General features: G+C 42.8%; 33 protein-coding genes and 1 pseudogene. 16 read left to right on the forward strand and 18 right to left on the reverse strand.

Annotated features, from left to right (window positions below; genetic code table 11):
- Positions 1-161 precede the first annotated feature (161 nt).
- Together cobD and hbs are read right to left on the reverse strand one after the other, a co-directional pair.
- Positions 162-1,217 carry a threonine-phosphate decarboxylase CobD gene (cobD, locus tag IM479_RS03860; RefSeq protein ID WP_287685146.1) on the reverse strand — a complete coding sequence of 352 codons (1,056 nt, stop codon included), beginning with the start codon at positions 1,215-1,217 and terminating at the stop codon, positions 162-164.
- A 233-nt stretch (positions 1,218-1,450) separates the two neighbouring features.
- A complete protein-coding gene (gene hbs / locus IM479_RS03865; protein ID WP_002778840.1) occupies positions 1,451-1,753 on the reverse strand; it encodes a non-specific DNA-binding protein Hbs in 303 nt (100 codons plus the stop codon).
- A gap of 548 nt (positions 1,754-2,301) precedes the next feature.
- Here hbs and IM479_RS03870 point away from each other — a divergent pair.
- Together IM479_RS03870 and ureE are read left to right on the forward strand one after the other, a co-directional pair.
- Positions 2,302-2,787 (forward strand): DUF4168 domain-containing protein, encoded by a 486-nt coding sequence (locus IM479_RS03870; protein ID WP_287685159.1) that lies wholly within the window; start codon positions 2,302-2,304, stop codon positions 2,785-2,787.
- 77 nt (positions 2,788-2,864) lie between these two features.
- Positions 2,865-3,341, forward strand: coding sequence for an urease accessory protein UreE (gene ureE / locus IM479_RS03875; protein WP_079207696.1), 477 nt, complete (start codon positions 2,865-2,867; stop codon positions 3,339-3,341).
- A gap of 481 nt (positions 3,342-3,822) precedes the next feature.
- Here the strand turns inward: ureE and IM479_RS03880 are convergent, their stop codons facing one another.
- Complete coding sequence (locus tag IM479_RS03880; protein ID WP_002759554.1) at positions 3,823-4,470, reverse strand: Uma2 family endonuclease; 648 nt, start codon at positions 4,468-4,470, stop codon at positions 3,823-3,825.
- Positions 4,471-4,711: 241 nt separating this feature from the next.
- Here IM479_RS03880 and IM479_RS03885 point away from each other — a divergent pair, with 241 nt between their 5' ends.
- A complete protein-coding gene (locus IM479_RS03885) occupies positions 4,712-4,993 on the forward strand; it encodes a hypothetical protein (RefSeq protein WP_287685147.1) in 282 nt (93 codons plus the stop codon).
- 23 nt (positions 4,994-5,016) lie between these two features.
- Here IM479_RS03885 and IM479_RS03890 read toward each other — a convergent pair whose 3' ends face one another.
- Entirely contained in the window at positions 5,017-5,997 is a 981-nt protein-coding gene (locus IM479_RS03890; RefSeq protein WP_287685148.1) for an aspartate carbamoyltransferase catalytic subunit, read from the reverse strand.
- 83 nt (positions 5,998-6,080) lie between these two features.
- Here IM479_RS03890 and IM479_RS03895 point away from each other — a divergent pair, with 83 nt between their 5' ends.
- From IM479_RS03895 to IM479_RS03905, 3 genes are all read left to right on the forward strand, one after another.
- On the forward strand, positions 6,081-6,683 hold the full coding sequence (locus tag IM479_RS03895; protein WP_286826246.1) for a GUN4 domain-containing protein: 603 nt from the start codon (positions 6,081-6,083) through the stop codon (positions 6,681-6,683).
- Positions 6,684-6,796: 113 nt separating this feature from the next.
- Positions 6,797-8,254 (forward strand): efflux RND transporter periplasmic adaptor subunit, encoded by a 1,458-nt coding sequence (locus tag IM479_RS03900; RefSeq protein ID WP_287685149.1) that lies wholly within the window; start codon positions 6,797-6,799, stop codon positions 8,252-8,254.
- A 5-nt stretch (positions 8,255-8,259) separates the two neighbouring features.
- Positions 8,260-8,754, forward strand: coding sequence for an ureidoglycolate lyase (locus IM479_RS03905; protein ID WP_287685150.1), 495 nt, complete (start codon positions 8,260-8,262; stop codon positions 8,752-8,754).
- 13 nt (positions 8,755-8,767) lie between these two features.
- Here IM479_RS03905 and IM479_RS03910 read toward each other — a convergent pair whose 3' ends face one another.
- The 5 genes from IM479_RS03910 to IM479_RS03930 all read right to left on the reverse strand — a co-directional run bounded on the left by IM479_RS03910 (position 8,768) and on the right by IM479_RS03930 (position 11,801).
- A complete protein-coding gene (locus IM479_RS03910; RefSeq protein WP_287685151.1) occupies positions 8,768-8,920 on the reverse strand; it encodes a hypothetical protein in 153 nt (50 codons plus the stop codon).
- On the reverse strand, positions 8,907-9,785 hold the full coding sequence (locus IM479_RS03915) for an SDR family oxidoreductase (RefSeq protein WP_286827329.1): 879 nt from the start codon (positions 9,783-9,785) through the stop codon (positions 8,907-8,909). Before IM479_RS03915 ends, IM479_RS03910 begins: the two co-directional genes overlap by 14 nt.
- Positions 9,786-9,788: 3 nt before the next feature.
- Positions 9,789-10,097 carry a hypothetical protein gene (locus IM479_RS03920; protein WP_287685152.1) on the reverse strand — a complete coding sequence of 103 codons (309 nt, stop codon included), beginning with the start codon at positions 10,095-10,097 and terminating at the stop codon, positions 9,789-9,791.
- A 113-nt stretch (positions 10,098-10,210) separates the two neighbouring features.
- Positions 10,211-11,272, reverse strand: a complete 1,062-nt coding sequence (locus IM479_RS03925; RefSeq protein WP_286827328.1) for an ABC transporter permease — start codon at positions 11,270-11,272, stop codon at positions 10,211-10,213.
- Between the two features lie 10 nt (positions 11,273-11,282).
- A complete protein-coding gene (locus IM479_RS03930; RefSeq protein ID WP_287685153.1) occupies positions 11,283-11,801 on the reverse strand; it encodes an adenine phosphoribosyltransferase in 519 nt (172 codons plus the stop codon).
- 98 nt (positions 11,802-11,899) lie between these two features.
- Here IM479_RS03930 and IM479_RS03935 point away from each other — a divergent pair, with 98 nt between their 5' ends.
- Positions 11,900-12,526 carry a DUF3038 domain-containing protein gene (locus IM479_RS03935; protein WP_002799452.1) on the forward strand — a complete coding sequence of 209 codons (627 nt, stop codon included), beginning with the start codon at positions 11,900-11,902 and terminating at the stop codon, positions 12,524-12,526.
- Between the two features lie 2 nt (positions 12,527-12,528).
- Entirely contained in the window at positions 12,529-13,182 is a 654-nt protein-coding gene (locus IM479_RS03940; protein WP_287685154.1) for a DUF4335 domain-containing protein, read from the forward strand.
- A 10-nt stretch (positions 13,183-13,192) separates the two neighbouring features.
- Here IM479_RS03940 and IM479_RS03945 read toward each other — a convergent pair whose 3' ends face one another.
- Together IM479_RS03945 and IM479_RS03950 are read right to left on the reverse strand one after the other, a co-directional pair.
- Complete coding sequence (locus tag IM479_RS03945) at positions 13,193-13,546, reverse strand: HigA family addiction module antitoxin (protein WP_158202019.1); 354 nt, start codon at positions 13,544-13,546, stop codon at positions 13,193-13,195.
- Between the two features lie 15 nt (positions 13,547-13,561).
- Positions 13,562-13,846 (reverse strand): type II toxin-antitoxin system RelE/ParE family toxin, encoded by a 285-nt coding sequence (locus tag IM479_RS03950; RefSeq protein WP_287699224.1) that lies wholly within the window; start codon positions 13,844-13,846, stop codon positions 13,562-13,564.
- Positions 13,847-14,071: 225 nt separating this feature from the next.
- On the opposite strand from IM479_RS03950, the gene speD reads away from it, so the two are divergent.
- From speD to IM479_RS03965, 3 genes are all read left to right on the forward strand, one after another.
- A complete protein-coding gene (speD, locus tag IM479_RS03955; RefSeq protein ID WP_002781248.1) occupies positions 14,072-14,479 on the forward strand; it encodes an adenosylmethionine decarboxylase in 408 nt (135 codons plus the stop codon).
- Between the two features lie 59 nt (positions 14,480-14,538).
- The gene (locus IM479_RS03960; RefSeq protein ID WP_287674737.1) at positions 14,539-14,853 is read left to right on the forward strand and encodes a DUF6464 family protein; all 315 of its coding nucleotides are present in this window, start codon (positions 14,539-14,541) and stop codon (positions 14,851-14,853) included.
- Positions 14,854-14,922: 69 nt separating this feature from the next.
- On the forward strand, positions 14,923-15,435 hold the full coding sequence (locus IM479_RS03965) for a L,D-transpeptidase (RefSeq protein ID WP_271950219.1): 513 nt from the start codon (positions 14,923-14,925) through the stop codon (positions 15,433-15,435).
- Here the strand turns inward: IM479_RS03965 and IM479_RS03970 are convergent.
- From IM479_RS03970 to IM479_RS03995, 6 genes are all read right to left on the reverse strand, one after another.
- The gene (locus tag IM479_RS03970) at positions 15,397-16,047 is read right to left on the reverse strand and encodes a TIGR04282 family arsenosugar biosynthesis glycosyltransferase (RefSeq protein WP_287685155.1); all 651 of its coding nucleotides are present in this window, start codon (positions 16,045-16,047) and stop codon (positions 15,397-15,399) included. The two genes, IM479_RS03965 and IM479_RS03970, sit on opposite strands and share 39 nt — an antisense overlap.
- Positions 16,048-16,268: 221 nt before the next feature.
- Positions 16,269-19,058 (reverse strand): caspase, EACC1-associated type, encoded by a 2,790-nt coding sequence (locus tag IM479_RS03975; RefSeq protein ID WP_287685156.1) that lies wholly within the window; start codon positions 19,056-19,058, stop codon positions 16,269-16,271.
- 10 nt (positions 19,059-19,068) lie between these two features.
- Positions 19,069-19,446 (reverse strand): hypothetical protein, encoded by a 378-nt coding sequence (locus IM479_RS03980; RefSeq protein ID WP_286827314.1) that lies wholly within the window; start codon positions 19,444-19,446, stop codon positions 19,069-19,071.
- Between the two features lie 300 nt (positions 19,447-19,746).
- Entirely contained in the window at positions 19,747-20,100 is a 354-nt protein-coding gene (locus tag IM479_RS03985) for a type II toxin-antitoxin system PemK/MazF family toxin (protein WP_158202013.1), read from the reverse strand.
- A gap of 1 nt (position 20,101) precedes the next feature.
- Entirely contained in the window at positions 20,102-20,356 is a 255-nt protein-coding gene (locus IM479_RS03990) for a ribbon-helix-helix domain-containing protein (RefSeq protein ID WP_271972564.1), read from the reverse strand.
- A 170-nt stretch (positions 20,357-20,526) separates the two neighbouring features.
- Complete coding sequence (locus IM479_RS03995; RefSeq protein WP_287685157.1) at positions 20,527-21,255, reverse strand: GDSL-type esterase/lipase family protein; 729 nt, start codon at positions 21,253-21,255, stop codon at positions 20,527-20,529.
- 226 nt (positions 21,256-21,481) lie between these two features.
- Here IM479_RS03995 and IM479_RS04000 point away from each other — a divergent pair, with 226 nt between their 5' ends.
- The 5 genes and pseudogenes from IM479_RS04000 to IM479_RS04020 all read left to right on the forward strand — a co-directional run.
- Positions 21,482-22,375, forward strand: coding sequence for a methylenetetrahydrofolate reductase (locus IM479_RS04000; RefSeq protein WP_286826742.1), 894 nt, complete (start codon positions 21,482-21,484; stop codon positions 22,373-22,375).
- Between the two features lie 119 nt (positions 22,376-22,494).
- On the forward strand, positions 22,495-22,803 hold the full coding sequence (locus tag IM479_RS04005; protein WP_002781238.1) for a hypothetical protein: 309 nt from the start codon (positions 22,495-22,497) through the stop codon (positions 22,801-22,803).
- Between the two features lie 22 nt (positions 22,804-22,825).
- Positions 22,826-23,311 (forward strand): GNAT family N-acetyltransferase, encoded by a 486-nt coding sequence (locus IM479_RS04010; protein WP_287077545.1) that lies wholly within the window; start codon positions 22,826-22,828, stop codon positions 23,309-23,311.
- Positions 23,312-23,403: 92 nt separating this feature from the next.
- A complete protein-coding gene (clpB, locus tag IM479_RS04015) occupies positions 23,404-26,064 on the forward strand; it encodes an ATP-dependent chaperone ClpB (protein WP_287685158.1) in 2,661 nt (886 codons plus the stop codon).
- 220 nt (positions 26,065-26,284) lie between these two features.
- Positions 26,285-26,512 (forward strand): annotated as a pseudogene (locus IM479_RS04020) (transposase); the annotation flags it as partial.
- 19 nt (positions 26,513-26,531) lie between these two features.
- Here the strand turns inward: IM479_RS04020 and IM479_RS04025 are convergent.
- The coding region (locus IM479_RS04025) for a transposase (RefSeq protein ID WP_287699229.1) at positions 26,532-26,769 on the reverse strand (238 nt) is incomplete at its 5' end.

Here is a 26,769-nt window from a genome sequence, read left to right on the forward strand (position 1 = left end):
CGGCTGACATTAGGTATCCCAATGACTTAGGAATATTAAATCAAGCCAGAGAACAAACCGAAGAAATTATCGACTCCCTCTACGAACCCATCAAAGACAAATTCCCAAAAAAACCGAAAACTTACCGAGAACAAGCCAGATAGGAAATTTATTTTGCACGACTACTTATCAGACGCGGCTAAAATACTCTCTAAAGCCGATAATAATCGTTGATTTTCTGCCGGTAAACGGACAGCGACCCGAAAATAATTGCTCCCCAATTCGGGGAAACTGAGACAATCGCGGATGAAAATTCGATGATATTTTAATAAAGCTTCCTGTAGGGGTAAACAGGAAGATTGAGATTGTACTAAGAGGAAGTTAGCGGCACTGGTTTGGGGCTGTAATTGCGGAAAATTAGCTAATCCCTGCCATAAATCCTCACGGGCCTCTGTTAACCAATCCCAAGTTTGTTGTTGAAAATCCCTATCTTCAATTCCCGCAATAGCGGCAACCACGGCCAAATTATTCACCGACCAAGGATCGCGCCATCTTTGCCATTGTAACAGGCGATCGGGATGGGCGAGGACGTATCCTAGACGTAAACCGGGGAGACTGTAAAATTTAGTTAGGGAACGCACAATCACGAGATTGGGATATTCCGGCAAGAGAGATATTAAACTCTCCTGTTGTTGCGGGGGTAAAAAATCCATAAAAGCTTCATCCACTACCACCAAACCAAATTGCGATAGATAGGGACGAATGGCCGCCACCGTCCAGAGTTTCCCCGTGGGATTGTGGGGATTATTGAGTAATAAGCCTTGTTTTTCGGGATTAACCGGCTTTAAACTGGTTAAATCTAGGGAATGTTTGCAGATTTTCCCACCAAAACTTTTTAAAGCCCGTTCGTAATCATTAAAAGCGGGTGTTAGTACATAAACACTATCAAATGCTGCTAATTCCCGACCGGCCCAGGTTAATAACTCAGCCGCACCATTGCCGGGGAGAATCCAATCTGGCCCGATATTGTGCCATTGGCCGAGGGCAGAACGCAACTGCCAATACGCGGGGTCAGGATAACGAGTCAGACTGGTTAAATGGCTTTTAATAGCGGTTAGGGCGCTTTCCGGCGGACCGAGGGGGTTGATACTGGCAGAAAAATCGAGAATAGAGGAAACCGGACAGCCGGCAATGGCGGCTGCCCAGTCAAGATTACCACCATGTTTAGGTCTAGGCAAAAGACTTACAGCGATCGAAGCTCAACAGTAATTAGGGTTTGCGGCAAAAAGTTTTCCCTGGGGGCAGGGTGTGGGGTGTGGGGTGTGGGGTGTAGGGTTTTACCTATTTTCAGGTGGTCAACTACCTAATTTTCAGGGAAAAAGTCCCTGAATTTTCCCCCCGATCACCCCGGGCTAAAGCACTCTTTGATGGGAAAAAAGTCTAAAAGTCTTATCCAACAAGGTTTTTAGATTTATTCAGCCAGCCCTAATTCTTCCTTATCTGGGGCCACTCTGTCTTTAAACAGTTTACCCGCCGAGAAAGCCGGGACGCGAGTGGCCGGAATCTCCATCTTATCGCCGGTTTTCGGGTTGCGTCCTTCCCTGGCCTGACGTTCCCGGGCCTCGAAGGAACCGAATCCTACTAGGGTTACTTTGTCCCCCTCAGAAACCGCTTCGATAATGGTTTCGATGGCGGCAGTGAGAACAGCATCTGCTTGTTTTTTGGTGACAGAGGCTTTGAGAGCGATTTGATCGATTAATTCACCTTTATTCATGCGCTAACTCCTTGTTTTGCGGTTTTTCTGAGTTTAGGGTGGTTGTCAGTAGTTTATTATGGTTCCCCTGTGGAGGACTCGCCAGGATCGAGATCACTAAATAATGCCTCAAATCCTCATTGGCTATATATTCCACTGCATTATTCTAAGCGGGAATTGTCTCGATCGGAATCGCTGAAACCTTTAATTTATCTAGATTTCCTCCTGATTCCTCGCCACTGGAGACACAAAAAGGAATAAGCGAGAGATTAACAGCGATATAAGCTAATAAAAAGAGATTAGGTGGCTAAATTGCCGATAAATATTCTCTAAAAGCGATAGGCATCCTAACTTCCCAAAAATCGTTCATCGGTTCTCTCCAAGATTTTTAACTAATTTTGCCCCTAGAAACGTTAAAAAAGTTTACCAAAGCAATTTCTGCCCAAAAATTAAGGTTCGGGCCCAGGAGATATTGGCTAGAATTGGAACTTATGATCGTTAAAAATATTCAAAAAAGCAGGATTTAACTGGAAAGTTTGCTATCATTATCTATTCAGCGACAAACTCGCATGGTGATTTACTGCTATCCCCTAGCCGATCTAGGTCAAAGCTTAAGACGTTCTTTTATCGTGACTTTTTTGGCAGTAATCGCCATTCTTGGCGGTCTGATCCCCGAATTTTCTTGGACGACGGAGGTAGTTAGTTTCCGGTCTTCCGCTTATACTCAAGATTTTACGGCTGACCAAATTAAACGTTATGCCAAAGCAGTTTTGTTGATCGAAACCGAAAGAAAACAAGCTTATCAGGCAATTTCGCAAATTTTAGGCAAAAGTCCCCCAGTAATTACCTGTAACCACCGGGAAAGCTTTAATAATCTTCCAGCTGATGCCCAAAGAATTGCCGTCGATTATTGTAATAAATCAAAAAAGATTGTCCAAGATAGTGGCTTCACCGCAGCTCAATTTAACGCCATTACTAACCGGATTCGTAGCGATGATAACTTGAGACGACGGGTGCAAAATGAGATGATTCGTCTGCAACGGGAGAATAAATAGAAAAAGTTCCTCAGTTTTTCGGGTCAAGCTGGAGTCAGGGCTACAATTAAGAATGTTTTTTCCCATTGACTACTACCATGTTAACTTTTACCGAGCGCTTACCCCCCCGTCATACCGCTAGTCCACCTCCCCCAGAAACGGTAGTTTTTAGCCTCCTACTCACGGCCGAAGAGCGCACCCGCAGCCGTTATCGTCTCGACAGTCCCGAAGGTTTTTCCCTCTGTTTTCGTTTACCCCGCGGCACAATTCTACAGGATCGCGATTTCCTGCGGGGAGAAAACGGCGAAATTATTCAAATTATTGCTAAACCAGAACCAGTTATCACTATTACCGCCCCTTCAACCGATTTACTCCTCAAAGCTGCCTATCACCTCGGTAATCGTCATGTGGCCTTAGAAATTAACCCCGATTACCTCCGTCTGGCCCCCGATTCTGTCCTACAAGCAATGTTAGAAGGTTTGGGATTAACTGTAACTGAAGAAATCGCCCCCTTTAACCCCGAAATCGGCGCTTATCAGCATTATCATGACCTGGAAGAGGCAAAAAAGGGATAGTTAGCTAATCTTGCCCAATGCCCTTTCTGATTTAGAGTAAGCAAAAATCAAACTCGGTTTCGACTTACCTCTTTTCCTACCATAAATTGTAGTTTTTGGGCATTATCTTAACAAAATTTAACTGACAAGAAAACAGTAACTTTTTAACAGCCTCTACGGGATATTTTCTTAATCAAGAGGCTCTCATTCTGCTAGTTTCTAGAATTTTAATCGGCCTCGGTGAATTGATTAATTATCAAAGTAAAAATCGAACTACGAGGAATGAATAACCATGGTACTTTCAGAACTAGCACCAACGGCTGTAACCTCTGTCCTGTCTGATTTATCCACACCCACTGAGGTTAAAAAATCCCCTGCTCAAAACAATGATCTAATCTATTTTTGTGAACTAGATTCTAGTAACAAACTGAATCATTGAACCGCAAGAAGTTTATACAACTCTCGACGGACAAATTTATCTAAGTCAAAAATGTTAGGATTTTCAACTATTATCTATATTTTCCGTCAGCCAATTTTTAAAGTTTCTGATGGCTTCACTTCTCCCCAGTTGTTGACTTTGTTTAACAAATTGATTAATTAATTCAATAATCGGAATCTGAGGAAAATTGGGACTGCTTAAAGACTCAATATATTCTCCTTCTTGTAATAAATTAATCTGTAGGCCACTTTGAGTATAACGCCACAGTTCGGGAACACCTAACTGTCGATAATTATCTAAATAGGTACGGGAAGTAATATCAATTTCTAGGACTAAATCAGGGGGGGGATCACTTTCTAAATTAAGTCTATTTTTGCCAATAACGGCTTGATAGTTTTTAATATAAAAACAGGCATCAGGTTCAACCGCTTGATTCATCCGCTCGTTTTTAAATGTTGTTGATCCTAACGGTTCAAAATCAATATTGAGTACTTCTAACAAAAACTGAACCATATAACTAATGATTTCTTTATCTTTTTCATGTTCGGGTAAAGGTACCATAATTTCTAATATTCCGTTACTGTAGGATAACCGAGAAGCACGACTTTCTCCTAATTCTGATAATATTGTCTCAAATTTTTGCCAGTTAAGCTCTTTTAAAAGTAACTGTTGACCGGGATTGACGATAATTTGTTCTAAGGCTAATTGCATGGCTTTAGCTGAAAATGTTGATTTCTTAGTTTAATTATACCCTTCCCTTGAGAACGGAATTCGGTATCGGTCAAAGTTTCTAGAAAAGCCCTAGGGGTAGCTTGAGTATTTATACTTATTGCAAAATAGGTATGCTTCCCCTAAGATAAAGTTGACTGGTAATCGTGCCGAACTAATTACCGAAAACTTGGGTCTAAAACCCTTGGAATGATGTTTTTATTGTATTCAGGAAGTTGAAAAAATGAAGACCAAATCGATCATAAGCTTACTATCCCTTAGTATTATGGGAATGTCAATCTATGCAGGTCAAGCTAATAGTAGTGATTATCGAGCTTTGACCGCAGAAGAAAAATCGCAGTTGACTGATACTTTGTTAAAACAGGGTTGTAGGAATCCTAGAGCGATGAAATTTGATGTTGAGACTAACCTATTTGAAGCAGAAGATGCTGTGTGTGACGGAGGAAGAAAGTATGATATTTACCTTGATAGAAACTTTAGGATTGTTTCAATGAAACCAGACTAAAAGAGCAAATCCCTGAGAAGCTTTTACTGGTCGCTGCGAAGATTACCGATGAGGTATAACAAAGCCATTCTGACAGCGACACCACTGGTAACTTGTTGGGAAATCAGACTAAAATCGGGATCGTCCATTAAATCGGAACTAATTTCCACTCCCCGATTCACAGGACCGGGATGAAGTACCTTAACCCCCGGTTGACAGGATTGCAAACGAGGACGAGTAATGCCAAAACTTTGATGATATTCCCGTAAACTGGGCAAAAGATTGGCAGTCATTCGTTCTTTTTGCAATCGCAGGGTCATAACAAAATCGGCCTTTTCTAAAGCTGGTTCTAAATCCCAGTGGAGAAATAGGCGATCGCACAATTTCCCAAAATATTTCGGCAGTAGGGTGGGGGGTGCGGACAAATGTACTTCCGCCCCAGCCGTGGTTAAACTCCAGATATTAGACCGAGCGACACGAGAATGGAGTATATCCCCAACAATAGCGATTTTTTTGCCCTCTAACAGTTCTAAACGGGGATTTTCTTCATCTAACAGACAACAGATCGTAAACAGGTCTAAAAGTCCCTGGGAGGGGTGTTCGTGTTGACCGTCCCCAGCATTAAGAATACTGACCCCCGACTGCAAACGATCCATTTCTGCGGCAATTAAATCGGGAACTCCCGACTGTTGATGTCGAATGACAAAGATATCCGTACCCATGGCCACATAGGTTAAAGCGGTATCGAGAATCGTTTCCCCCTTAGTCAAACTGGAACTACCCGGGGCAAAATTGAGAACATCGGCCGAGAGACGTTTGGCCGCTAGTTCAAAACTACTACGGGTGCGGGTGGAAGGTTCAAAAAAAAGATTTGTCACCACTTGACCTTGTAGGGCCGGCACTTTCTTGGTACGTCGGGAAAGAACTTCACGAAAACTAGAGGCCGTTTGTAGCAGGGTTTGGTATTCTTCCGGTTGCCAGTCTTGCAATCCCAAAATGTGGTGTCGGATCCAAGTGAAAGCCATAGGAGTTAAGGAGGCGGTAAAAACGGCAAATTTCGTCTATGCTATTGTAGGATTTCTTTGCATCAGGTTAATAAATAGGGTTTATGAGAATTAATTTTTCCTTGTGTCAGATCACTCTTGCGATCGCTTTATTTCTCAATCCCTTGCCGGCGATCGTTGCCCAGACTGCCACCTCTGGGGAAATGGTATCACCGACCACGGGCATTAATTACACTCGCCTGAAAAATTTCCTCGCTCAACAAAATTGGCGACAAGCTAACGATGAAACCCGTAATTTAATCCTGAAAGCAACCGGACGGGAATTACAGGGCTGGTTTACCATGGAAGACCTGCAAAAATTGGCCTGTTGGGATCTGCAAAAGATGGATCAACTCTGGAAAGAAGCTTCCGGGGGTCGTTTTAGTTTCAGTACCCAATTTCGCATTTTTATCGAGACAGGTAATCGACCGGGCCGCTTAGTGGCGATCGAAAATTTTCAAACTTTTGGCGATCGAATCGGTTGGCGTAAAGATGGTGATTGGATTATTTTTAAAGAAAATCTTAACTATACCCTCAATGCTCCCGTCGGTCATCTGCCGGCGCCCCGGGACGAATATCAGATTGCCGGTGGTCGCCTAGAATACACCACCCTCGCCCAAAGATTAGTTACCTGTAATATTGTTAGCTTAGGGCAAAGCAAACAGTGATCACGGCGATCAATTCTGTAGAGTAAAATTTAAGGAAAAGCTTCTCTCCTCATCTTCATCTTCTTTTTCCGATTTACTAGCACTTTTTCTGCCAAAAACCCCCAAATTTAACAATGATTAAACGATCCGTTAACGTATCGACAGCGATCGGTTCGTCGATCGCCGTTTCCCTAATTGTAGCTGGTTGCGCCCCCCAAACCCCCCAGGCCACAGGACCGGCGGCTGTTCCCGTCAAACTGCAAACCCTCGGCACCGACAAATTAGTGCAAAGTAGCGAATTTGTGGGTACTTTGATCGCCCAACAGCGTGTTAGCGTCTCCCCTCAGATTACTGGTCGGATTCGGTCTATTTTCGTTAAATCTGGCGATCAGGTAACTCAGGGACAAAAAATCGCCGAATTGGATCCCGAACAACAACAGCAACAGGTAAACGCCGGCATCGGCCAGGTAAATTCGGCCAAAGCGAACCTCAATGCGTCTGAGGCGGATTTAAGGCAAAGACAAGCGCAAGCGAGGGCAAATCAAGCCCAAATTGCCCAGAATCGGGCAAATGTGGCCAATGCCGAAGCTAATGTTAAAAGTCAGATCGCCACCTTGAGCGCCGCCGAAGCCGATTTACAGAGAGCGAGAGCTAATTTAGATTTAGCGGAAAAAAACCTAAAAAGAGCCGAATTTCTGGTCAAACAAGGGGCACAGCCCCAACAGGACTTAGATGATCGCCGCCGCGACATTCAGGCCGCCAAGGCAGAAGTAGAAGCCCGATCTAAAAATCGTGATGCGGCCCGTCAACAGGTGACGGCGGCTAGAGCTACCCTACAGGCAAACAAAGAAGCATTAAATATCGCCATTCAAAACGAATTAGCGTCACAGCAACAGGTGGCGGCGGCAGCGGCAACGGTGAACAGTCGTCAAGCGGCGGTAGCCAGCACTGAGGGGCAATTAGGGGCGACGCGTCAGAATTTAGTTTTTAACAGCATTACCGCCCCGATTGATGGTTTTGTCGGCGATTTTAATCAAAGAAAAGTTGGCGATATTATCTCCCTGGGTGAAGAATTAACCTCGTTGACTAACAATAAAACTTTGGAACTAAATGTGCAGATTCCCGTGGAATTACAACCGCGTCTGCGTGTCGGGTTGCCCGTGGAAATTATTAATCCTGATGGCAGTGCGGGGGTTCGCGGTCAAGTAACTTTTATTTCCCCCACCGTTTCCCAAGCTACCCAATCGGTTTTAGTGAAATTTTCCTTTGCTAATGATGGCAGTCTTCGCAATAATCAATATGTGCGGGCGCGGGTAATTTGGGATCAAAAACCGGGGGTATTAATCCCCACCACGGCAGTGACTAGCATCGGGGCGCAAAATTTTGTTTTTGTGGCCGAAAAAGAAAAGGCTAAAGAAGGTCAAGAAAATGCCGAGGATCGTTTAGTGGTAAGACAAAAACCAATTCAAGTCGGCACAATTCAAGGGCAAGCTTATCAGGTTATTTCTGGAGTAAATGCCGGGGAAAGAATTGCCGTTAATAATATTCTTTCTCTCCGAGATGGTACAGCTATAACTGTTAGTCAGCAGTAATTTTTATGAGTAATTCGATTACCGTTCGTCCCCTGGCAGCGCAACTAATTACCGCCGAGAGTTTCCGTCCCTACGGTCAATTAATAACCCCTAGTCATGACGGTAAAATATTTGATGAAAGCGATGCACAACTGCATTTAAAAAACGGTGTGCCGCGCTTTTATATTATGCGTTTACAGACTCGCGGACGTAAATTTAAGCGAATTACTCGTCATAGTCAATGTACCCAATGTCTTGGTTCTTTGGGGGGACAAGAGTGGTTTTTAGGAGTGGCCCCCCCTAGTCCTCAGCCTCAACCGGATTTAGAAAAATTAAGGGTTTTTCGCATCCCTGGGGACTGTTTTATTAAATTAGAGGTGGGAACTTGGCACGCTGGCCCACTTTTTGATCAACCAGCGATCGATTTTTATAATCTCGAATTGAGCGATACTAATATTATCGATCATTTTACCTATAATTTTGCCCAAGAGCAGTCAATAGAATTCGAGATTGTTGATTGAAAAAAATATTTTTTTACTTAACTTTTCGCAATCCTTTAGAAAGATAGGCAACGAAAAAAGCCAACACTCCTGTCATCCCTACCTCAAAATAATTGGACATGAGAATAGCGGTTAAAAACAGGAGCAAGATAATTAATATAGTCCGCTTTTGTTCAGATAATTTCATCTCTAATTGCCTCTAATTCGGTTTTAATACTTAATGGTTGATAACCTAAAGAAAAAGCAAGAGAACTATCAAGAGAAACATCCTGCGGACGCGGCGCAATCATGGGAACATCGCACTGTAAACAGGGTTTTATTTGTTCTCCAGGAATGTTAAAAACTGCCGCCATTAGTAAACCAAATTGATAACGAGAAACTCTTTCTTTACCCCCTAGATGAATAATACCTTGCACTTTTTCTAGAGCTAAAAGTAAACCATTCACCGCACTATTAACCCCAACAGCAGTACGATATTCATCAGTAAATAGAGATAATTCTTTTCCCTCTTGGAGGGTTTTTAAAAAGGGTTGGAGAAAACTATTAGCGGTGGGAGAAGGGGAACCAAACATCAAAGGCATTCGACAGATAGCCGCCCAAGGATATATTGCTAAAATACCCTTTTCTGCCGCTACTTTTTGCTCACCATAGATACTCACGGGAGAAACCGGATCATTTTCGGAATAGGGGGCATTTTTACCATCAAAAACTAAATCGGTAGAGGTAAAAACTAGCGGTATTTGATATTGACTACACAAACGGGCAATTTCTAGAGAAGCTGTCAGATTAATTGCCTCGGATGCTTGGGGAAATTCTTGACAGAGATTCGGTTTTGATTGGGCAGCCGCATGAATTACTGCGTCGGGTTTAATCTGTTGAAAAAGTTCTTTAACTGCGGCTAAGTCTGTTAAGTTAATTTTAATTAAATTTGGGTCATTACTATTGACATTGTGATTAAAATATGTACCGAAACTGGCCCAAGATGAGCGAGTTTTTTGGTAAATATGCCAACCTAAAAACCCACTAACTCCAGTGATTAACAGCTTTTTCATAGTTTAGAGATTAAATCCTTTTTCGTAGGCTAAAAACTGCACTTGTGGTTCCAAAGGTTCACTAACTAAACCAATTCCTGCAAATCCCCATCGCTGCATCAGTCCCTTTAATTGTATTCCTGAGAGAGTTTCCACTGAAAAATTATTGGCTAAATCCTGAGCATGGGTATTGATATAACTTAAAGCATCGTAGGATTCTTTAAACAGAAGCAGATAACTAGCCGGAGTTTCGCTTTCACCTTTTCTCAGACGCGCCACTAGATATTGTCCGTCTTGTTTTGACCTGAGTAAATAATGTGTAGTTGCTAACATATTTTGTTAAGTAAAAAGTGAAAAAAGGGGTTGGGGGTTAGGGGTTGGGGGTTGGGTTTTAGGGTTTTGGGGTTTTAGGGTTTTAGGGTTTTAGTTGAATTTCCCCATTTCCCCTACTTTAAATCCTCCAATTTAATTCTAGGATCTACAGCTTTGAGAAGTAAATCAGCCAGGAGATTACCGATAATCAACATAGTAGCACCCATCATTAAACTGCCCATAACTAAATATAAATCTTTAGCCGTCACAGCTTGCAGAATTAAACGACCTAATCCGGGCCAGTTAAAGAAAAATTCGGCGATAAATGCCCCACTTAACAAACTGGAAAATTCAAAGCCCAAAAGAGTTATCAGGGGATTAATAGCATTGCGTAAAGCGTGGACATAGATAACTTTATTTTCTGGTAAACCTTTCGCCCTCGCGGTTTGAATATAATCCTGTCGAAGAACATCTAATAATTGTCCCCGCATCAATCTTTGTAATCCCGCAAAACTGGTAACTGTCAGGGCAATAGTTGGTAAAATCATGTGCCAAGCGATATCTAAAACTTTACCGATAGGGGAATATTCCGAATAGTTAATACTGGTCATATCACCCACCGGTAAAAGCGGCGAGACATTTTGGGCGAGAATTAGCAGTAAAAGGGCAGTGATAAAACTGGGGAAACCTTGACCAACATAACTGATAACTCGGAAAAATTTATCGATAAATTGGTTTTGTTTGACGGCGCTGAGAATGCCCAAGGGAATCGCAATTGCCCAGGTTAAAATGATGGAAGTCAAAGACATTAATAACGTCGCTGGAATTCTCTCTAATAAGAGGGAAGACACGGGACGAAAATAGGTAAAACTCAGACCAAAATTAAACTGAGTTACCACTTGCCATAACCATTTAAAATACTGGACAATCGGCGGGTCTTTTAAACCAAAAAGGGCAATATATTGTTCTTTAGTTTCCTGACTAATCTTGGGATTAAGGTCAAGCAAAGCCAGAAAACCGCCGGGGGTTAATTGGATAATAGCGAAACTCAAAGCCGAGGCCAACAACAGAGTTAATAAACCCTGGAGAACACGCTTGACAATATATAAAAAAGTTTCGCTAGTTAGGAGAGATTGTAACCCATTAGCACTCGATCGAGCGGTGGCCGCCTTATAATTATCATCAGTCGCCGTCATAGAAAAAAACCTAATAATCGATGAGGGTAATAATCGGTAAATCGGGTAATTTTCCCCGACCACCGAGGTCGATTAACTCGATGATAAAAGCAAATCCTAACACCTCGCAACCAATTTTTTCTAATAAACCGGCCGTCGCTTTCGCCGTCCCTCCCGTCGCGATCAAATCATCGACAATTAAGACTTTATGATGGGCTGCCACCGCGTCTTGATGAATTTCGAGGCTATCGCTTCCGTATTCCAAATCATACTCGATACTGTGAACGGCGGCGGGTAATTTGCCCGGTTTCCGGACAGGAATAAATCCCGCTTCTAATTGGTATGCTAAAGGAACACCAAAGAGAAAACCCCTGGATTCCATACCGACAATGTAATCAGGCGATAAACCGTAATCGCGACACTTTGCCGTTAGGGTATCGATCGTGTAACGTAATCCTTGGGGATGATTGAGTAGGGTAGTAATATCGCGGAAGACAATACCCGGTTTGGGAAAGTCGGGAATATCGCGAATAAGTGATTTCAGATCCATTCGGTTTCCTTGTCTCGTAAAATGGGGGACAGCTATCTATACAATACAATTTACAATATCCTGACTCGATCGCCCTTGTGTTTTAGTTCTCCTATATCATGACCTCTACTAGCCTAACGCCCGAATCTACAGCATCAGCCCCAGAAAAACCAGTTATTTTAAGCGTTTTACCCGATTTTCCGATTGCCAGTCAGCAATGCGCCCTACATCTCCAACAGCATATCGATTTAATGCTATTAGCGTTGGAATCCTTAGAAGTCGGTGCTGGGGAGGCCCTGTTAGCCCTCTGTAAAGAACTAGGACTCGATAAAATTGTTAAAAACCGGATTATTTTCTGGCGCTTACGCTGTACTAATCCATGGCGAATTTCCTACACCCTCGACCGTCTCACCCTTGACCAAGCAAAAGCTTTAGTTATCATTGCCAGTTATCGGGCCAAACCTCTAGCTATATCCATCCGACAATTACTGTTAGCGCGGCAACAGATGGAATCAAAGGGTTTACCCGTGGATAATAATTTTCTTTTATCAGAATACCTAGAAAGATTTCGCTCCAATTTTCGCAGTCGCATGAACCCCCGCCGGGCCAAAGTATCGGTTTATCTAGCCGATGAAAATGCTTTAAATGAACTGGCTTTATCCCTCCTCGATCAGTTATTATTTTGTACTGGTACGACGGGAATGCAGCGCTTTTGGATTAGTTTATTTGATGGGGAGATCGTGTAAAAATGAGAAGACAGTATAGCTTGCCCAATTGTACCCTGATTCTCGATGGTTTCGGCGATGATTTCGCCCCAGCTAACCCCAGTGATAGCCGACCTTTACTCTCAATTTTGACTAACGTAGAATGTCGGTTAATCGGGGCCAATAAAGTCCTGCAAGGTGGTCGGGTTTTCTTGGAAAATTTAGTACAAGCGGTCAGTCAGTATGCCCAAGAATTTTTGAGTGGTGTTCGTCATCCCCAAGACCCCGTCCATGAACCAGATCATGTGTACCTAGAAAAGATTGACCAGAATCTCCATCGTCTGGTTTGGTATCCATCAACGGACTTGAATATCCCAGAAAGTCCGGTCAACATAGAAATCAGTACCGTGCAGTTATTCGATTTAATAGAAGCGATTGACCAATTTTTTGCCGATACTCGCACTTTACCCGACCTAACCCTGAAATTACAGCCAGTTTCCCGTCGCTACCATAAGGTTAATGAATCGGTGGCCAGTCGAACAGTACCTTTTTTGGCAGGATTAGGCAGTCTTGTCGCTTGCGCCCTACTTTTCTATCTGTTACCCGTCCCCCAAGTCCGTAAACCCGAAAATCCCCCCATTCCTGCCGCTTCTCCCAGTCCCACCGTCCCCACTAATCCCGTCCCCCCTCCCAGATAAAATTAGGACCCTAAGCTACATCTGTAAATGGAGTGATGGGAATGTGGTTATAAACTTCGGCATTCTTTGCCTGAGCTTGACGGAGATCGTAGTCTGTTTGAAGATTCAGCCAAAACTGAGGACTGTTACCAAAATATCGTGACAGACGCAAAGCTGTATCCGCAGTGATACTACGCTTACCGGCTAAAATCTCACCGATACGAGTTTGAGCTACGCTTAAATCTTTACTCAGTCTGTAGGGGGTAATATTGAGCGGTTCCAGAAAATCTAACTTGAGGATTTCACCGGGATGGATATTGGGCAACCGGTGCAACTGAGCTTTTACATTGAGCTTGTCGAAATGTGTCGAAGTGTTGTTATTCATCGCATTTAGCTAATTTTAGTGGTAGTCCACTATCTCTACCTGATCAGCATTGCCTTCATCAGTCCAAATGAAGCAAATTCTCCATTGGTCATTAATACGGATGCTGTACTGGCCCTGACGATCGCCCTGCAACTTCTCCAACCGATTACCCGGTGGGACACGCAGATCATTAATCGATACCGCCGCTGCAAGGATTAGCAGTTTTCGTAGAGCGACCGATTGAATATCAGGGGGATAGTGACGAGACTGAAACCCCTCGAAAATGAGCTTAGTCTCTTCGGACTTGAAATTGACGAACATAACTGATAACTGATTAACTGATGATCAAATCCTAACGCCTAACGATACTATTGTCAAGCAGAAGTAAGCCCCACACCCCACACCCCACACCCTTCTCCCCTGCTCTGTCCCAGTTTTTTAGAGAAAGTAACCGAGAAAAACCAGATCTTTTTTGCACAAGTTAGAAAAATTGTGTTATACTGGTAAATCTGTGAAGGTTTTTCGATAGGGAGTATTGAAAAAAAAATGACCAAACTGGGAACCCATTTGATTGTCGATGCTTGGCAAGTACCTGCTGACCTCCTCAACGATCCCGAGCGCATTCGCCGCGCTATCCTCGATGGAATTACGGCAGGAGAAGCAACGCTGATCGATTTGTGTGTCCACCAGTTCAGTCCCCACGGAGTTACCGCGACGGCGACTTTAGCTGAATCTCATATCGCGATCCACACCTGGCCTGAACACGGCTATTTCGCCGCTGATTTATTCTTCTGTGGTGCGGGTAAACCCGTGGTTGCCATGGAAATTTTGACCAAATCCCTGCAAGCAGGTGAGATTAAAGTGCGGGAACTAACCAGAGGATTCCCCGGTCCTGCGGCAGTTTATGAAAGCAAAAAGGAAGAACCCCTTAAATCTTCCCTGGTTATGGCCTAATTTCTAGGGACTGCCTCGATAATAAGTTAGCATCACTGGCGATCGCCTAAACTGAAATCGTGATCAGGATAACCTTTGTTTTTATCCTCGCTCTCTTTCCCTCTCTCGTTAGTCTCTGGTTAATTAACCGATCCCAACAGAGATTAAGCAACCGTTTGAGAGGGATTCGCCATCGTCACGAATACAGTGCGGTGATGGCCAGTGATTTTTTGTCAATACCTCTGGAGACAGAAAATAAACCGGCCTTTATCGGTGATCTTAGTTGTCGTTTTAATGCGTATTCCCCCCATTTGCGTTGTGCGGTTAATCCCCCAGGTCCTTGTGAAGGTTGTCGGCAGTACGAAGCTAAAACTGGCACAGCGTGGACGGCTTGAATTTCCAAAAAGTTCCCTATTTGCTATCCTTAAAAATTATCGCTATAGCAATTGAGGAGTGTGGGAAAAATGGCGTTCAAACGAAATTTGACCCTCTTAATCATCGGATTAGGATTAACTTGTTTACCCGTATATCCGGCCCAAGCTAACCAAATCAGCACCGTCACCCCGAATACGGCGGCCAATCAAACTCTCGCTACCCATCTGGTTCTAAAACTGAAAGAGAGAAAAGTTTACGTTTATCAAGATAAGCAAGTTTTAGCACAATTTACCGTCGCCGTCGGCAAAAAAGGCTGGGAAACCCCCACTGGTAAATTTGAGGTGCGAGAATTAGTTCGCAATCCCGTCTGGAAAAGTCCCTGGACAGGCAAAGTCAGCGCTCCCGGTCCCAATAGTCCCCTAGGGGAAAGATGGATCGGTTTTTGGAGTGACGGCAAAAATTCCATCGGTTTTCACGGCACCCCCGCAGAAAATTCCCTCGGTAGCGCCGCTTCCCATGGTTGTGTGCGGATGCGGAATCGGGATGTGAAAGTGTTGTTTGATTTAGTCCGCATGGGAACCCCCGTCATCGTTCAACCTTAATTCCGGCAGGTATTTTTTTAAGATAGGCAGGTCTTCCGGGCGATCAATATCGGCTAATTTAGGCAGATAAGCGGTTTTTAAAGCCAGTTTAGCGGCGATTGTCTGAGTTTTTGCCAGGACTTCCCCCGTTCCCCAGGGAATATCGCTAAAAAGCTCTGGAAAGACCTGTTTTAAAGCAATTAGGTAGTATCCTCCATCTAACGCTGGTCCTAAAACCATATCGTGGGTTTTTAGGGCCTCAAAGGCTGCTAAAATCTCTTTTTCCCCGATTTCTGGGCAATCTGTGCCAATAATAGCGATCGCTGTCATCCCTTGAGCAAAACCATCGGCAAAAGCATTTTGCATCTTTTCTCCTAAGTCTTTTCCCCGTTGAGAATGATAGCAATAATGCACACCTAACCAAGTACGCATTTTTTCCTCGCTGCCGCCATGGTAGTAAATGATCAGAGAGAGAAAACTCCCTAAACCCGCTAATTTACCGAGAGTATATTCGGCCAGTTTGCGGTGCAATTCCTCGGCTCCCTCGGCTGCCAAAGCTGGAATCATCCGGGTTTTTACTTTCCCCAATTCCGGATAACGGGTAAAAATAATCAGTTGTTGTCTCCAGTCCACGAGTGATTGCGACGATGATATTAATTATTAGTTTTAGCATACTGTCAATAGGAGGCAGGAAACCCAATAAAACAGGCTTTATTGGCTTAATATAGATTATTGCAAGTGGGTGGGTGGAATTAAATATAAGATGAACGTAGGTACGATGGCAGCGATCGCTTTATTGAGTCAAAACCTTTTTCCTAGCGGCATTTCAGACTTTTTCAGCAAAACCTAATTAGCTAGGGACTAGGCTTTTTGGGTGAGTTTAAACAGGATAAACCAGCATCTTTAGCAGTAGGATACTTGATTGGGACAAAAGCAAAATCTGAACTTCGTGTCCAACACTCCACAATGTGAACAAATTCTACGGAGGGATTTTGGGGATCGCCATTTTCATCGATTTTTTTGCGATCGCCATTTTCATCGAATTTAATTGGCCCGGTTGCACCTTGAGTGACAAGAAAATCAGGAGACTTTAAGTGTTCAAGGATATTAATTCGTGTGGGAGTATTTTCCTTTTCTAGAGCTTTTGTTAGAGCAAGAGTTGCATCATAGGATAGGGCTGTTATTGCATTAACAGAAGTTGTAGTCCATAAAATTTTAGCATCCTTAAGAAAATTCTTGTTAGGACTGGTTAAAGAATCCCAAGGAACCGCAATAACAAACTTTTGAAAAGGTTGTAGGTTGTCAATTTGTTCTAAGGTACGAGAACTACGAAGCCCCCATGATCCGATAACCCAATTTTGACTATTATTAAGTTTTATAAGTTTAATTGCATCGCCTTGAGCATCGCCAATCGCTTTTGGGAATAGTACAAGCCCTATTGTTTCTGTTATTTTTGCTTCTTTCTGTCGTCGTAACTCTTGGATGGCTTCTTTTTCATCAAAATTATTTCCCAGATCAAATTCATCTAATTTTACTACAGTTCCAGAGAATGGAGGGCTTGTAAAAATAGTTTTAAAACTATTAAAAAAAGATTCACTAAATGGACTTCCTTCACTATAAAAGCCTACCACTTTTTTAATAGACTTTTCTTGCAAAAATTTTGCAATGGCAGGAGATTGTTGCTCGCTGGAAAAAACAGTTCGCAGGAAATTTTTTCTGGGGTATTTAGTAAGCTCGCTAGTCGTTGATCCGGGAGAAATCAAAACTAAATTATTTTCCTTATAAATATCCACCGTTGCCACAGTCATTTCACTGGGATAGTGACCAACAACTCCTAAAATTTCAGGACGCTGGGAAAGAGATGCTGCTCTCTTTTTGGCTAATAATTCGTCATTTTCATCATTAGTAATGACAACTTTTAATCCCTTACCATTAATCGCTTTTTTATTGATAAAATTTTGATCTGGAAAATACTTGAGGAATGGATCATTGTCATTTAAAAGTCCCAGATTAATTTTTGTTTGTAATTGTGCTACTCCTCGTAACATTTCTTTTGCTCGACTATCACCATCATCATCATTAAAGTCACTTTGATTTTTGGGAATACTAACAGCAACAGCAATCGTGTAATTTTGCATTTTATTGGCTTCTAGTAAAGCATTATTTAAGTAAATTAATGTTTCTGCATCTAGCCTATCCTGTTGCCATGCGTCCTTAAATCTTAACAGGGCTTTTTGATAATCACACTGTGCAAAATATTCTGCACCTTTCTTCTTGTTAAACGATTGAGAGTAATTAAGAATTTCTTCTCCTTCACTAATAAAGTCGCCCGTTTGTTTTGGACAATCCGATGGAACTAATGGAGGAATAATATTATGGCGATAAATGGCAAATAAACCTACAACTGCTATTGATGCTATTCCTATGCTAACTGGCAGATTTAATTTGAAATTTTTGGGCTTTAAAGTTTTTATAGAATGCAAAATTTGGGCAATTTTTGCAGAAGGAGAAGTGCTTGGTGGAATCGTCGGAGTAATGGGATAAACCTCATTTTGCACTTCTTCTTCAATCACCTGAATATCCTCATCCCTCAGCCCGTAACGGCTTTGTAACTCTTTTAGTCTCCTTCTGTTTCCTTCTGTTATTGAAATAGAATCAGCTAATAATTCTCTAAAAGTTGCTTTGTACTCTGTTAAATTTTGTAATCTTTTTCTAAATGGCGCAAGATTCTCGTATTCGATAATATCTGCCTCCTGTAATGATAAATCTAATTCGTTTCTTAGTTCATTTAGGCAGTTTCTTTCTACACGATTAAAATTTTCTTTACATATATTTTCCTTGCTCCATTCATCTAGAATTTCTCTAACCTTCTCACGATAAATAAATATAGGATCATTAGCAGCAAGAGGAGAACTGGCCAAATAAATAGTCTCGTCTCCTTCAAGAGAAAGATAAAATTTGGGAGTCATTGCAGGGGCAGCTTCTTTTACTCGTTCGCTGGCATACTCATGCAATTCATTAACAGAAATTAATTGATCACCATCCTTATCGGCTGCACCAGTTTCAATTCCTTCAACTAGATATTTTGTATAGATGGACAAATCGTTATTGTCCGACTCAAAAGAATATTCAATCGGACTAGAAGAGGTCAAAATCGCCCTTCCTTTACCTCCTAATTCCTCTTGAATGTTAAGTTCCCCTTTGATTAGCATCCCCTGAACCAATGCTCCGCTAAAACAGCAGTCGAGAATAATTATCTGCCTCTGGGAACGACTATCTGTGATATACTCTTGAAGTTTACTTGCCGCTAAAGCTGTTGCACGACGAAAATCTCCATACTGATCACACCCAGTGTCTCTTGTACTCAGAAAAAATCTAGCATTTTGAGCTTTAAGTCCATGCCCAGAAAAATATAAAAGCACCAAATCATCTCGCTGTCGATTAGCAAATAAATCCTCAACTGCTTTTTCCATGCTCCCTTTGTCTGGGTTAGGCAAAACTTTAACCTGATGCTGATCAAAGGCTCCCATGTCTGGATGCTCTAATACTCGGCGCATTGCTTCAACGTCTAGAATTGCACTAGAAATTGGGCGCAATCCTTCGGAATACTCGCTCACACCAATTAACAAAGCAAATTTTGCCATAATACCTTCTTTAACCTGAGATAAAGTCTTGAGCCGCTTTAATAGCCATTTCCAATTCTTCTCGACTGTGAGCTTTAACCGTCAACTTGCGACCATTGGCCTCTACCGACAATTCTATCGGTTTACCTCCCAGGCGATCGCCCAGAAACCCTAACAGTTTTTTGCCATTAGCGGGGTTAACTTCGGTCATTAAGATTCCACCCAAAAAACCGCCCAATGACTTATTACCTTCAGGAGGATTGGGATCAAGAATGCGTTTAACCGATTCAACTTCATCTGCCTGTTCTAGTTCTGTCAGTAATACTTGGACTTGTTTGTCGCGTTCTTCAGGTTCCAGGTTAGGATCGTTAAAAGCGATCAGCAATTTAATCGTAGATTTGTTACTCATAGGAAGTTGAGTTGAAATAATATAGGATAATACTAATCTTACTGAATCATGCAAATTTTACCATATACCATCTGAAATCTAAATAAGTGATCCCATTTCATACTGCCCCTTGCCGAGTGCCGATTTCTTCACTGATGTTGTGATGTTGCTGAACATAGAAGATCGATTTTTCAACTTGCTCCAAGAAATCATAACAATTATTATGTGTTGGGTTTCGTTCCTCAACCCAACCTACAGGCTGCAAATTTTTCCCAGGGAATTAAGTTGGCTAACTTTTATCTTTCCCAATAAAACAGGGAATTAAAAGATAGCGATCGCAATTTTAATTCCCTGTTGAATTCGTTGTCGGGATTGAGGCGAAATTGCGCCATAGGGACCTTGTTCCAGATAAACTTGGCGAATCGCTGAGATATTGTCGCATAAGGCCAGAGAATCTGTTAAGAGTCCGCCTTCTCCCGCTTCGATCAAAATACGGGTTGGGGTTTCTCCACCGGTTAAATCGCTGGTCAAGGGAACAACCAAAACACTACTAGAAAGCTGATTCCTGACATTGATAGAAACGACAACAGCAGGGCGTTTTTTGGTGTCTCCTATGGTTTTAAGGGCGCGAATTAAATAAATCTCTCCTTGGTGGGGATAATTGTCATCTTCCATGTTAGAGTCCTTCCGGGTCGAGGATTTCTTCCATTTGGGTTTGGGCGAATTCTCCCCAGTCCAGGTCAAATTGCCGTTCAGTTGGTTTTTGGGTTTGGTAGAAGGTGCGTAACTGGTTTTCTATCTGCTGTCGGTGCCACAGTCGCAATCCTTCTTCGACAGCAGCAGAGCGATTCTCCGTCAATTGGTCAATATCTTGAAGCAATTTAGAATCGACGGTAATAGAGATCCGTTGTTTGGTGCTTGATTGGGTCATGGGTCAGGAGATAAGGTAATATTATTTATATGATAATTTATCATATGAAAATCCCGCCTCGGTTTTCAGGTTCGGGGCTTTGTCGGATAAGATACCGCTCCTCAAAAGTTAACTATAATGATTAAAAGTAAAGATATAGATATAACTTAATCCACTCAGAACAGAGGATATCACTTTTCTACAATTCCTGTAAACGGTTGAATAAAACCATCCACACCGACAAAGGAGGTGAGGGGCGACCAGTTTAAAATATCCTCTAAAATTGATTGATAGCCTTGCACATTGGGATGAAGTCCATCTGCCATTAATCTTTCTTGGCACCACAGATCACCCCGGTCCATCCAGAGATCAAATAAATCGAGATAGGGAATATTTTGCTCTAGACAAGCTTGTTTAGTGGTTTCTTTAAAACGATACTGATCGCGATGGTTGAAGTAAAAGCAATCTAAAAAGGGCATTTTCCGCTCATCCACGGGAATCATACCTATAAACAAAACCGGGCAAAGAGAACGGGCCCGGGCGAGTAAATGTTCGATTTGAGTTTGAAAAAGATCGTGATCGGTGTAGGTGCGACCATCGGGCCGGCCTAAGCGGGCTGTATCATTAACACCGACGGAGAGAAGAATCAGGTCGGGGAGACGATTGCGAATTTCCCCCCTGAGACGAAATTCCTGTTCTAAACGTTCGGACACTTGTACCACTCGATCGCCGCGAATCCCCAAATTATACAGGGCATGACCGGCACTTTCCATCCACAAACGACGTAGGCGCTCGGCCCAACCGCCACCCACGGGGTCGCCATAGCCATACACAAGGCTATCACCTAAAGCGACGATTTTGAGGGGATGGGGCATGATTAGGCCTTTGTCTTTAGTAGGTAAACGAGAAAGAGTTTGCATGATCGCTCGATCGAATCGGTTGTCCTTTACACTTGTAAACGAATTTGGTTAAACTGTCCGTGTATTATACTACATTAGAAAATTTTTCCTGCCAGCTAACTTAGATATCAGCTAGGCACTGACACTGACCAGTATAAAGCACGCAGCCCGATGATCATTCCTTCCCTGCCAGTGATTTTCGGGCTAAATCTACTATAGAATTTATGATTAAACCCTAGATAACTCGATGACTACTCGTTTACGACGCGCGGTTCAAGACCGAGAATTTTTGATTACAGCCGAGATTACTCCCCCGAAAGGTGGTAATGCCAGTCATATGCTAGAAATGGCCCTCTGGCTGAAAAATCGCGTTCATGCCGCTAATATTACCGATGGCAGTCGCGCCGTAGTGCGAATGTCCTCTCTGGCAGCCTCCGCTATTCTCTATCAACACGACATCGAACCCATCTGTCAAATGGCCTGTCGCGATCGCAATGTGATCGGATTACAAGCAGACCTAATGGGCGCTCATGCTTTAGGATTGAGAAATATACTAGCTTTAACTGGAGATCCCGTCAAAGCAGGAGATCATCCCCAAGCTAGGGCAGTTTTTGACCTAGAATCGGTACGTTTGTTAAAATTAATCGATAAATTGAATAAAGGTTTTGACTTTAACGATAAATCTTTACCGGATGGACCTCTAGAACTTTTTGCCGGGGCTGCCGTCGATGTGCAGTCAAAAAGTTGGTCTGGTCTTCAACGCCGTTTTGAGCGTAAAATCGAAGCAGGAGCGCAGTTTTTTCAAAGTCAATTAGTTACGGATTTCGAGTGCCTTGATAAGTTTATGCAGCAGGTGGCCTCCCTCGCCGATAAACCAGTTCTAGCGGGAATTTTTCTGTTAAAATCAGCTAAAAACGCCGTATTTTTAAATAAAAATGTGCCGGGGGTACAAATTCCCGACCAGATCATTCAAAGACTCGCCGATGCAGCTCATCCTCTCGAAGAAGGCATCAAAATCGCCGCCGAACAAATAAAATTAGCCCAGCAGTTATGTCAAGGTGTCCACATCATGGCGATTAAACGGGAGGATTTAGTCCCGAAAATTCTCGACGCGGCTGGTATCCCGCCAATACATAACTGAGATGAAAAGTCAATAGTTTTTATAAAAAATTAACTTTCATTTTGACTAGCGGTCTTTTGACAAGAATTCTACCCCTAACCTAGGATGGGAAGGCTCAAAGCATCTTCGGGATTAAAAGCATGGATTCCAATCTAGGTCAAGAAAAAGAGAATAGTTGTGGTAATTCCGGGCGAAAATGGTTGTCGATCGGTATTGCCCCCACTGGTATAATTTCTATTGGCATTGTTCCCATGGGCGTTATTTCCATCGGTATTGTTCCTATGGGAGTGGTTTCCATTGGAACCGTGGCCATGGGGACAATTGCAGCCGGTTTTGTTTCCATGGGACTTTTCAGTATTGGTAGCGTTGGGATGGGATTAAATAACGGTCATTTTTCCAATCTTAATTCTCCCCCTGCTGAATCTCCCCATAAACATCATCAGCATTAAAATCAAGATTTGACCAGCAATCATGAATTATTCCATCCGTGCTGCCGTTGCTACCGATGTCAAGGCTATTTTTGACTTAATTCTTGCCTTAGCAGCCTATCAAGAACGCAGCCATTTAATGACAGGAAATAGTCAAGCTTTAGGGGATCATTTATTCGGAGAAAAACCCTACATCGAAGCATTGGTGGCGGAAGTAGAGGGTAAAATAGTCGGTTTTGCCGTATTTTTTGCTAACTATTCCACCTTTATCACTAAACCGGGGCTTTACCTAGAAGATATCTTCGTTTTACCCGATTATCGCAGTCAAGGTATCGGGAAAGCTTTACTAATTGCTGTGGCTAAAATTGCCGTCGCTAGGGATGCAGGACTTTTAGAATGGACTGTCTTAGAGTGGAATCAACTGGCGATCGATTTTTATGGAAAAATGGGGGCTAAGGTCTTCAAAGAGTGGCAAATTTGTCGTCTCACCGGGACTGCTTTAACCGAATTGGGTAATAGTGATAAATAAGTCAGAGCTTTTGTGGCTCCTGGAACTTTGTGATCGATCGAGACTCCTTGCTATACTAGACCTCTGACACTGGCTTTCCTCATTGGTGCAGAATGCAACCCACAGACTCGAATAAATTTACCGAACAAGCTTGGGATTCGATTGTTAAATCGCAAGAAATTGCGAGACGCTTTAAAAATCAGACCTTAGAGGTGGAACACGTTATTATTGCCCTCCTAGAGCAGAATAACGGTCTAGCCACCCGGATTTTACAAAAAGCTAATATTGAAATTCCGCGACTGCAACAACAGCTAGAAGTCTTCACCAACCGACAGCCGAAAGTGGCCATCGTCGATCAATTATACCTAGGTCGTGGTCTCGATCTGCTGCTCGATCGAGCGGAAGCATCCCGGGAAAGTTGGCAAGATAAATTTATCTCCGTCGAACATCTTCTCGTCGGTTTTGCCGAAGATGAAAGGGTTGGCCGGAAATGTTTACGCACCTTCAATCTTGACCCCCAAGATTTAGAATTAGCTATCAAAGCTATTCGCGGTACTCAAAAGGTTACTGAACCCAATCAAGAGGAAAAATACGAAGCTTTAGATAAATATGGCCGGGATTTAACAGCAGCGGCCAAAGAAGGCAAATTAGACCCGGTTATCGGTCGTGATGAAGAAATTCGACGGGTGGTGCAAGTCCTCTCGCGACGGTCGAAAAATAACCCGGTTTTAATCGGTGAACCGGGGGTAGGAAAAACCGCTATAGCTGAAGGATTAGCTCAACGGATTGTTAACGGAGATGTTCCCGAATCTTTGAAAAATCGTCAGTTAATTTCCCTCGATATGGGAAGTTTAATTGCTGGGGCAAAATATCGAGGCGAATTCGAGGAAAGATTGCGATCAGTTATGAAAGAAGTTACCCAATCAGAAGGGCGAATTATTCTCTTTATTGATGAACTACATACCGTTGTCGGTGCGGGTTCTAGGGAAGGGGGATCGATGGATGCGGGCAACCTATTAAAACCTATGTTAGCTCGGGGAGAATTGCGCTGTATTGGGGCGACAACTTTAGATGAATATCGCAATCATATTGAAAAAGACCCCGCTTTAGAAAGACGTTTTCAACAGGTTTATATTAAGGAACCTTCCGTGGAGGATACTATCTCAATTCTGCGGGGTTTAAAAGAACGTTATGAGCTGCATCATGGGGTGACAATTACCGATTCGGCCCTAGTGGCAGCAGCTACCTTATCCCATCGTTATATTAGCGATCGCTTTTTACCAGATAAAGCGATCGATTTAGTCGATGAAGCGGCGGCCAAATTAGAGGTAGAAAGTACCACTAAACCCGCCGATTTGGAAATGATAGATCGTCGCTTAATGCAGTTACGGATGGAAAAATTCTCCTTAGAAAAAGAGGAGAAAAAAGATCGAGCTTTTCAAGAGCGTTTAGAAAGAATTATCGAAGAAATTGAGGAATTAGAAAGTAAACAAAAGCCCCTCGCTGACCAATGGCAAACGGAAAAACATATCGCCGAGGAAATTAAATTATTGCGAGAGGAAGAGGAACAATTGCGCCTACAGGTGGAACAGGCGGAACGGGCTTATGATCTCAATAAAGCGGCCCAATTAAAGTATGGCAAACTAGAAATTTTACAGGGGGAATTAGAAGTAAAAGAAAAAGAACTAGAAACTATTCAAGCGGCAGGTTCTACCCTGTTAAGACAACAGGTAACTGATGCCGATATTGCCGAAATAGTTGCCCGTTGGACAGGAATTCCCGTCAATCGTTTAATGGAATCAGAACGACAAAAATTATTAGAATTAGAGTCTCATTTACAGAAAAAAGTTGTCGGACAAAATGAAGCGGTCACGGCAGTAGCGGCGGCGATTCGACGAGCGCGCGCGGGAATGAAAGATCCCTCCCGTCCGATTGGTTCATTCCTATTTATGGGACCTACAGGAGTGGGTAAAACCGAGTTAGCGCGGGCCTTAGCGGGGTTACTGTTCGACTCCGAGGAGGCCATGGTTCGCATCGATATGTCGGAATACATGGAAAAACACGCGGTTTCGCGGTTAATCGGCGCGCCTCCGGGTTATGTGGGTTACGAGGAAGGGGGACAACTATCGGAAGCGGTGCGTCGTCGTCCCTATTCTGTGGTTTTATTGGATGAAGTGGAGAAGGCACATCGGGATGTTTTTAACATTTTATTACAAGTGCTTGACGATGGGCGCATTACCGACTCTCAGGGGCGCGTGGTGGATTTTCGGAATACGATTATCGTGATGACCAGTAATATTGGCAGTGACCATATTTTAAATGTTTCCGAAGATGCCGATTATGAGGAGATGCGGAAACGGGTTTTAACAGCTTTGCGGAGTCATTTTCGTCCCGAATTTTTGAATCGTATCGACGATTTAATTATTTTCCATACCCTGAAAAAAGAAGAATTGCGTTACATTGTTCGTCTGCAATTACAGCGTCTGGAAAGATTATTAGGAGAACAAAAAATTAATCTAGAATTAACTGCGGCAGCAGAAGATCATATCGTTACTGTTGGTTACGATCCTACCTACGGTGCGCGACCTTTAAAACGCGCTATCCAACGGGAGTTGGAGAATCCTTTGGCCACAAAAATTCTCGAACAAGCTTTTATGGAAGGGGATACGGTAGTAATTGATTGTCTGGATGAAGTGTTAAGTTTTAGCAAAAAGGAGCTAGAAAAGGAAGAGCCAAGATTAGAATTAGCTGTGGTTAACCTCAGTTCAGATTAAAACCAGACAGGGGATATATTCCCCTCCAATTTAGCCAATTTAAACAGAACTTTACCCCAAAAGGCATTGTGAATGTGGCTAAACAGGTTTTACATAGGGTTTGCTGAATAAAGCTAAAAACCTTACAGGAAAAGGCTTTTAGCTAGATTGAGAGTCGCTCAGGTGCAAGGAAATCTGCTAAAATTACTCAAAACCCTTGCATCTTCTCTTCTTAGTACCAATGTATCGCAAGATTGAGCAACTGCCAACCTCACCAGAAAACTTCGAGTTTCCCTCGGAGGGGAAATTATCCCCAGACAATCGTTGGGTAATTATGGCCAATCTAATTTCTTGGTCAGAATTTGAAGAAGAATATGCCCAAAACTTCTCAGAAGAAATAGGCGCACCAGCCAAATCCTTTCGGAGGGCATTAGGAGCATTAATAATTAAAGAGAAGTTGGGAACAAGCTGAGAGGGGAACAAGCGAGCTAGAAGGTAGATAGGGCAAGCGATATAGCTCTTTGTCCCTTGATGTAATCCTTCAACCGATAGCGGCTAATTTGCATTAGCTCTTCTATATTTTTGGGGAACATTTGATGTAGCCCGAGCCAATGATAGAGATGTTGACCCACATAAAAACTGCTGTGTCTGCGTTGACCTTTAGAGCTTTTTTCAGGTCTTGTGACATATTTTTGGATTCCCATATCCTTAATTTTTTTACCTTGC

Source organism: Microcystis sp. M165S2 (assembly GCF_020245885.1).
Taxonomy (GTDB): Bacteria; Cyanobacteriota; Cyanobacteriia; order Cyanobacteriales; family Microcystaceae; genus Microcystis.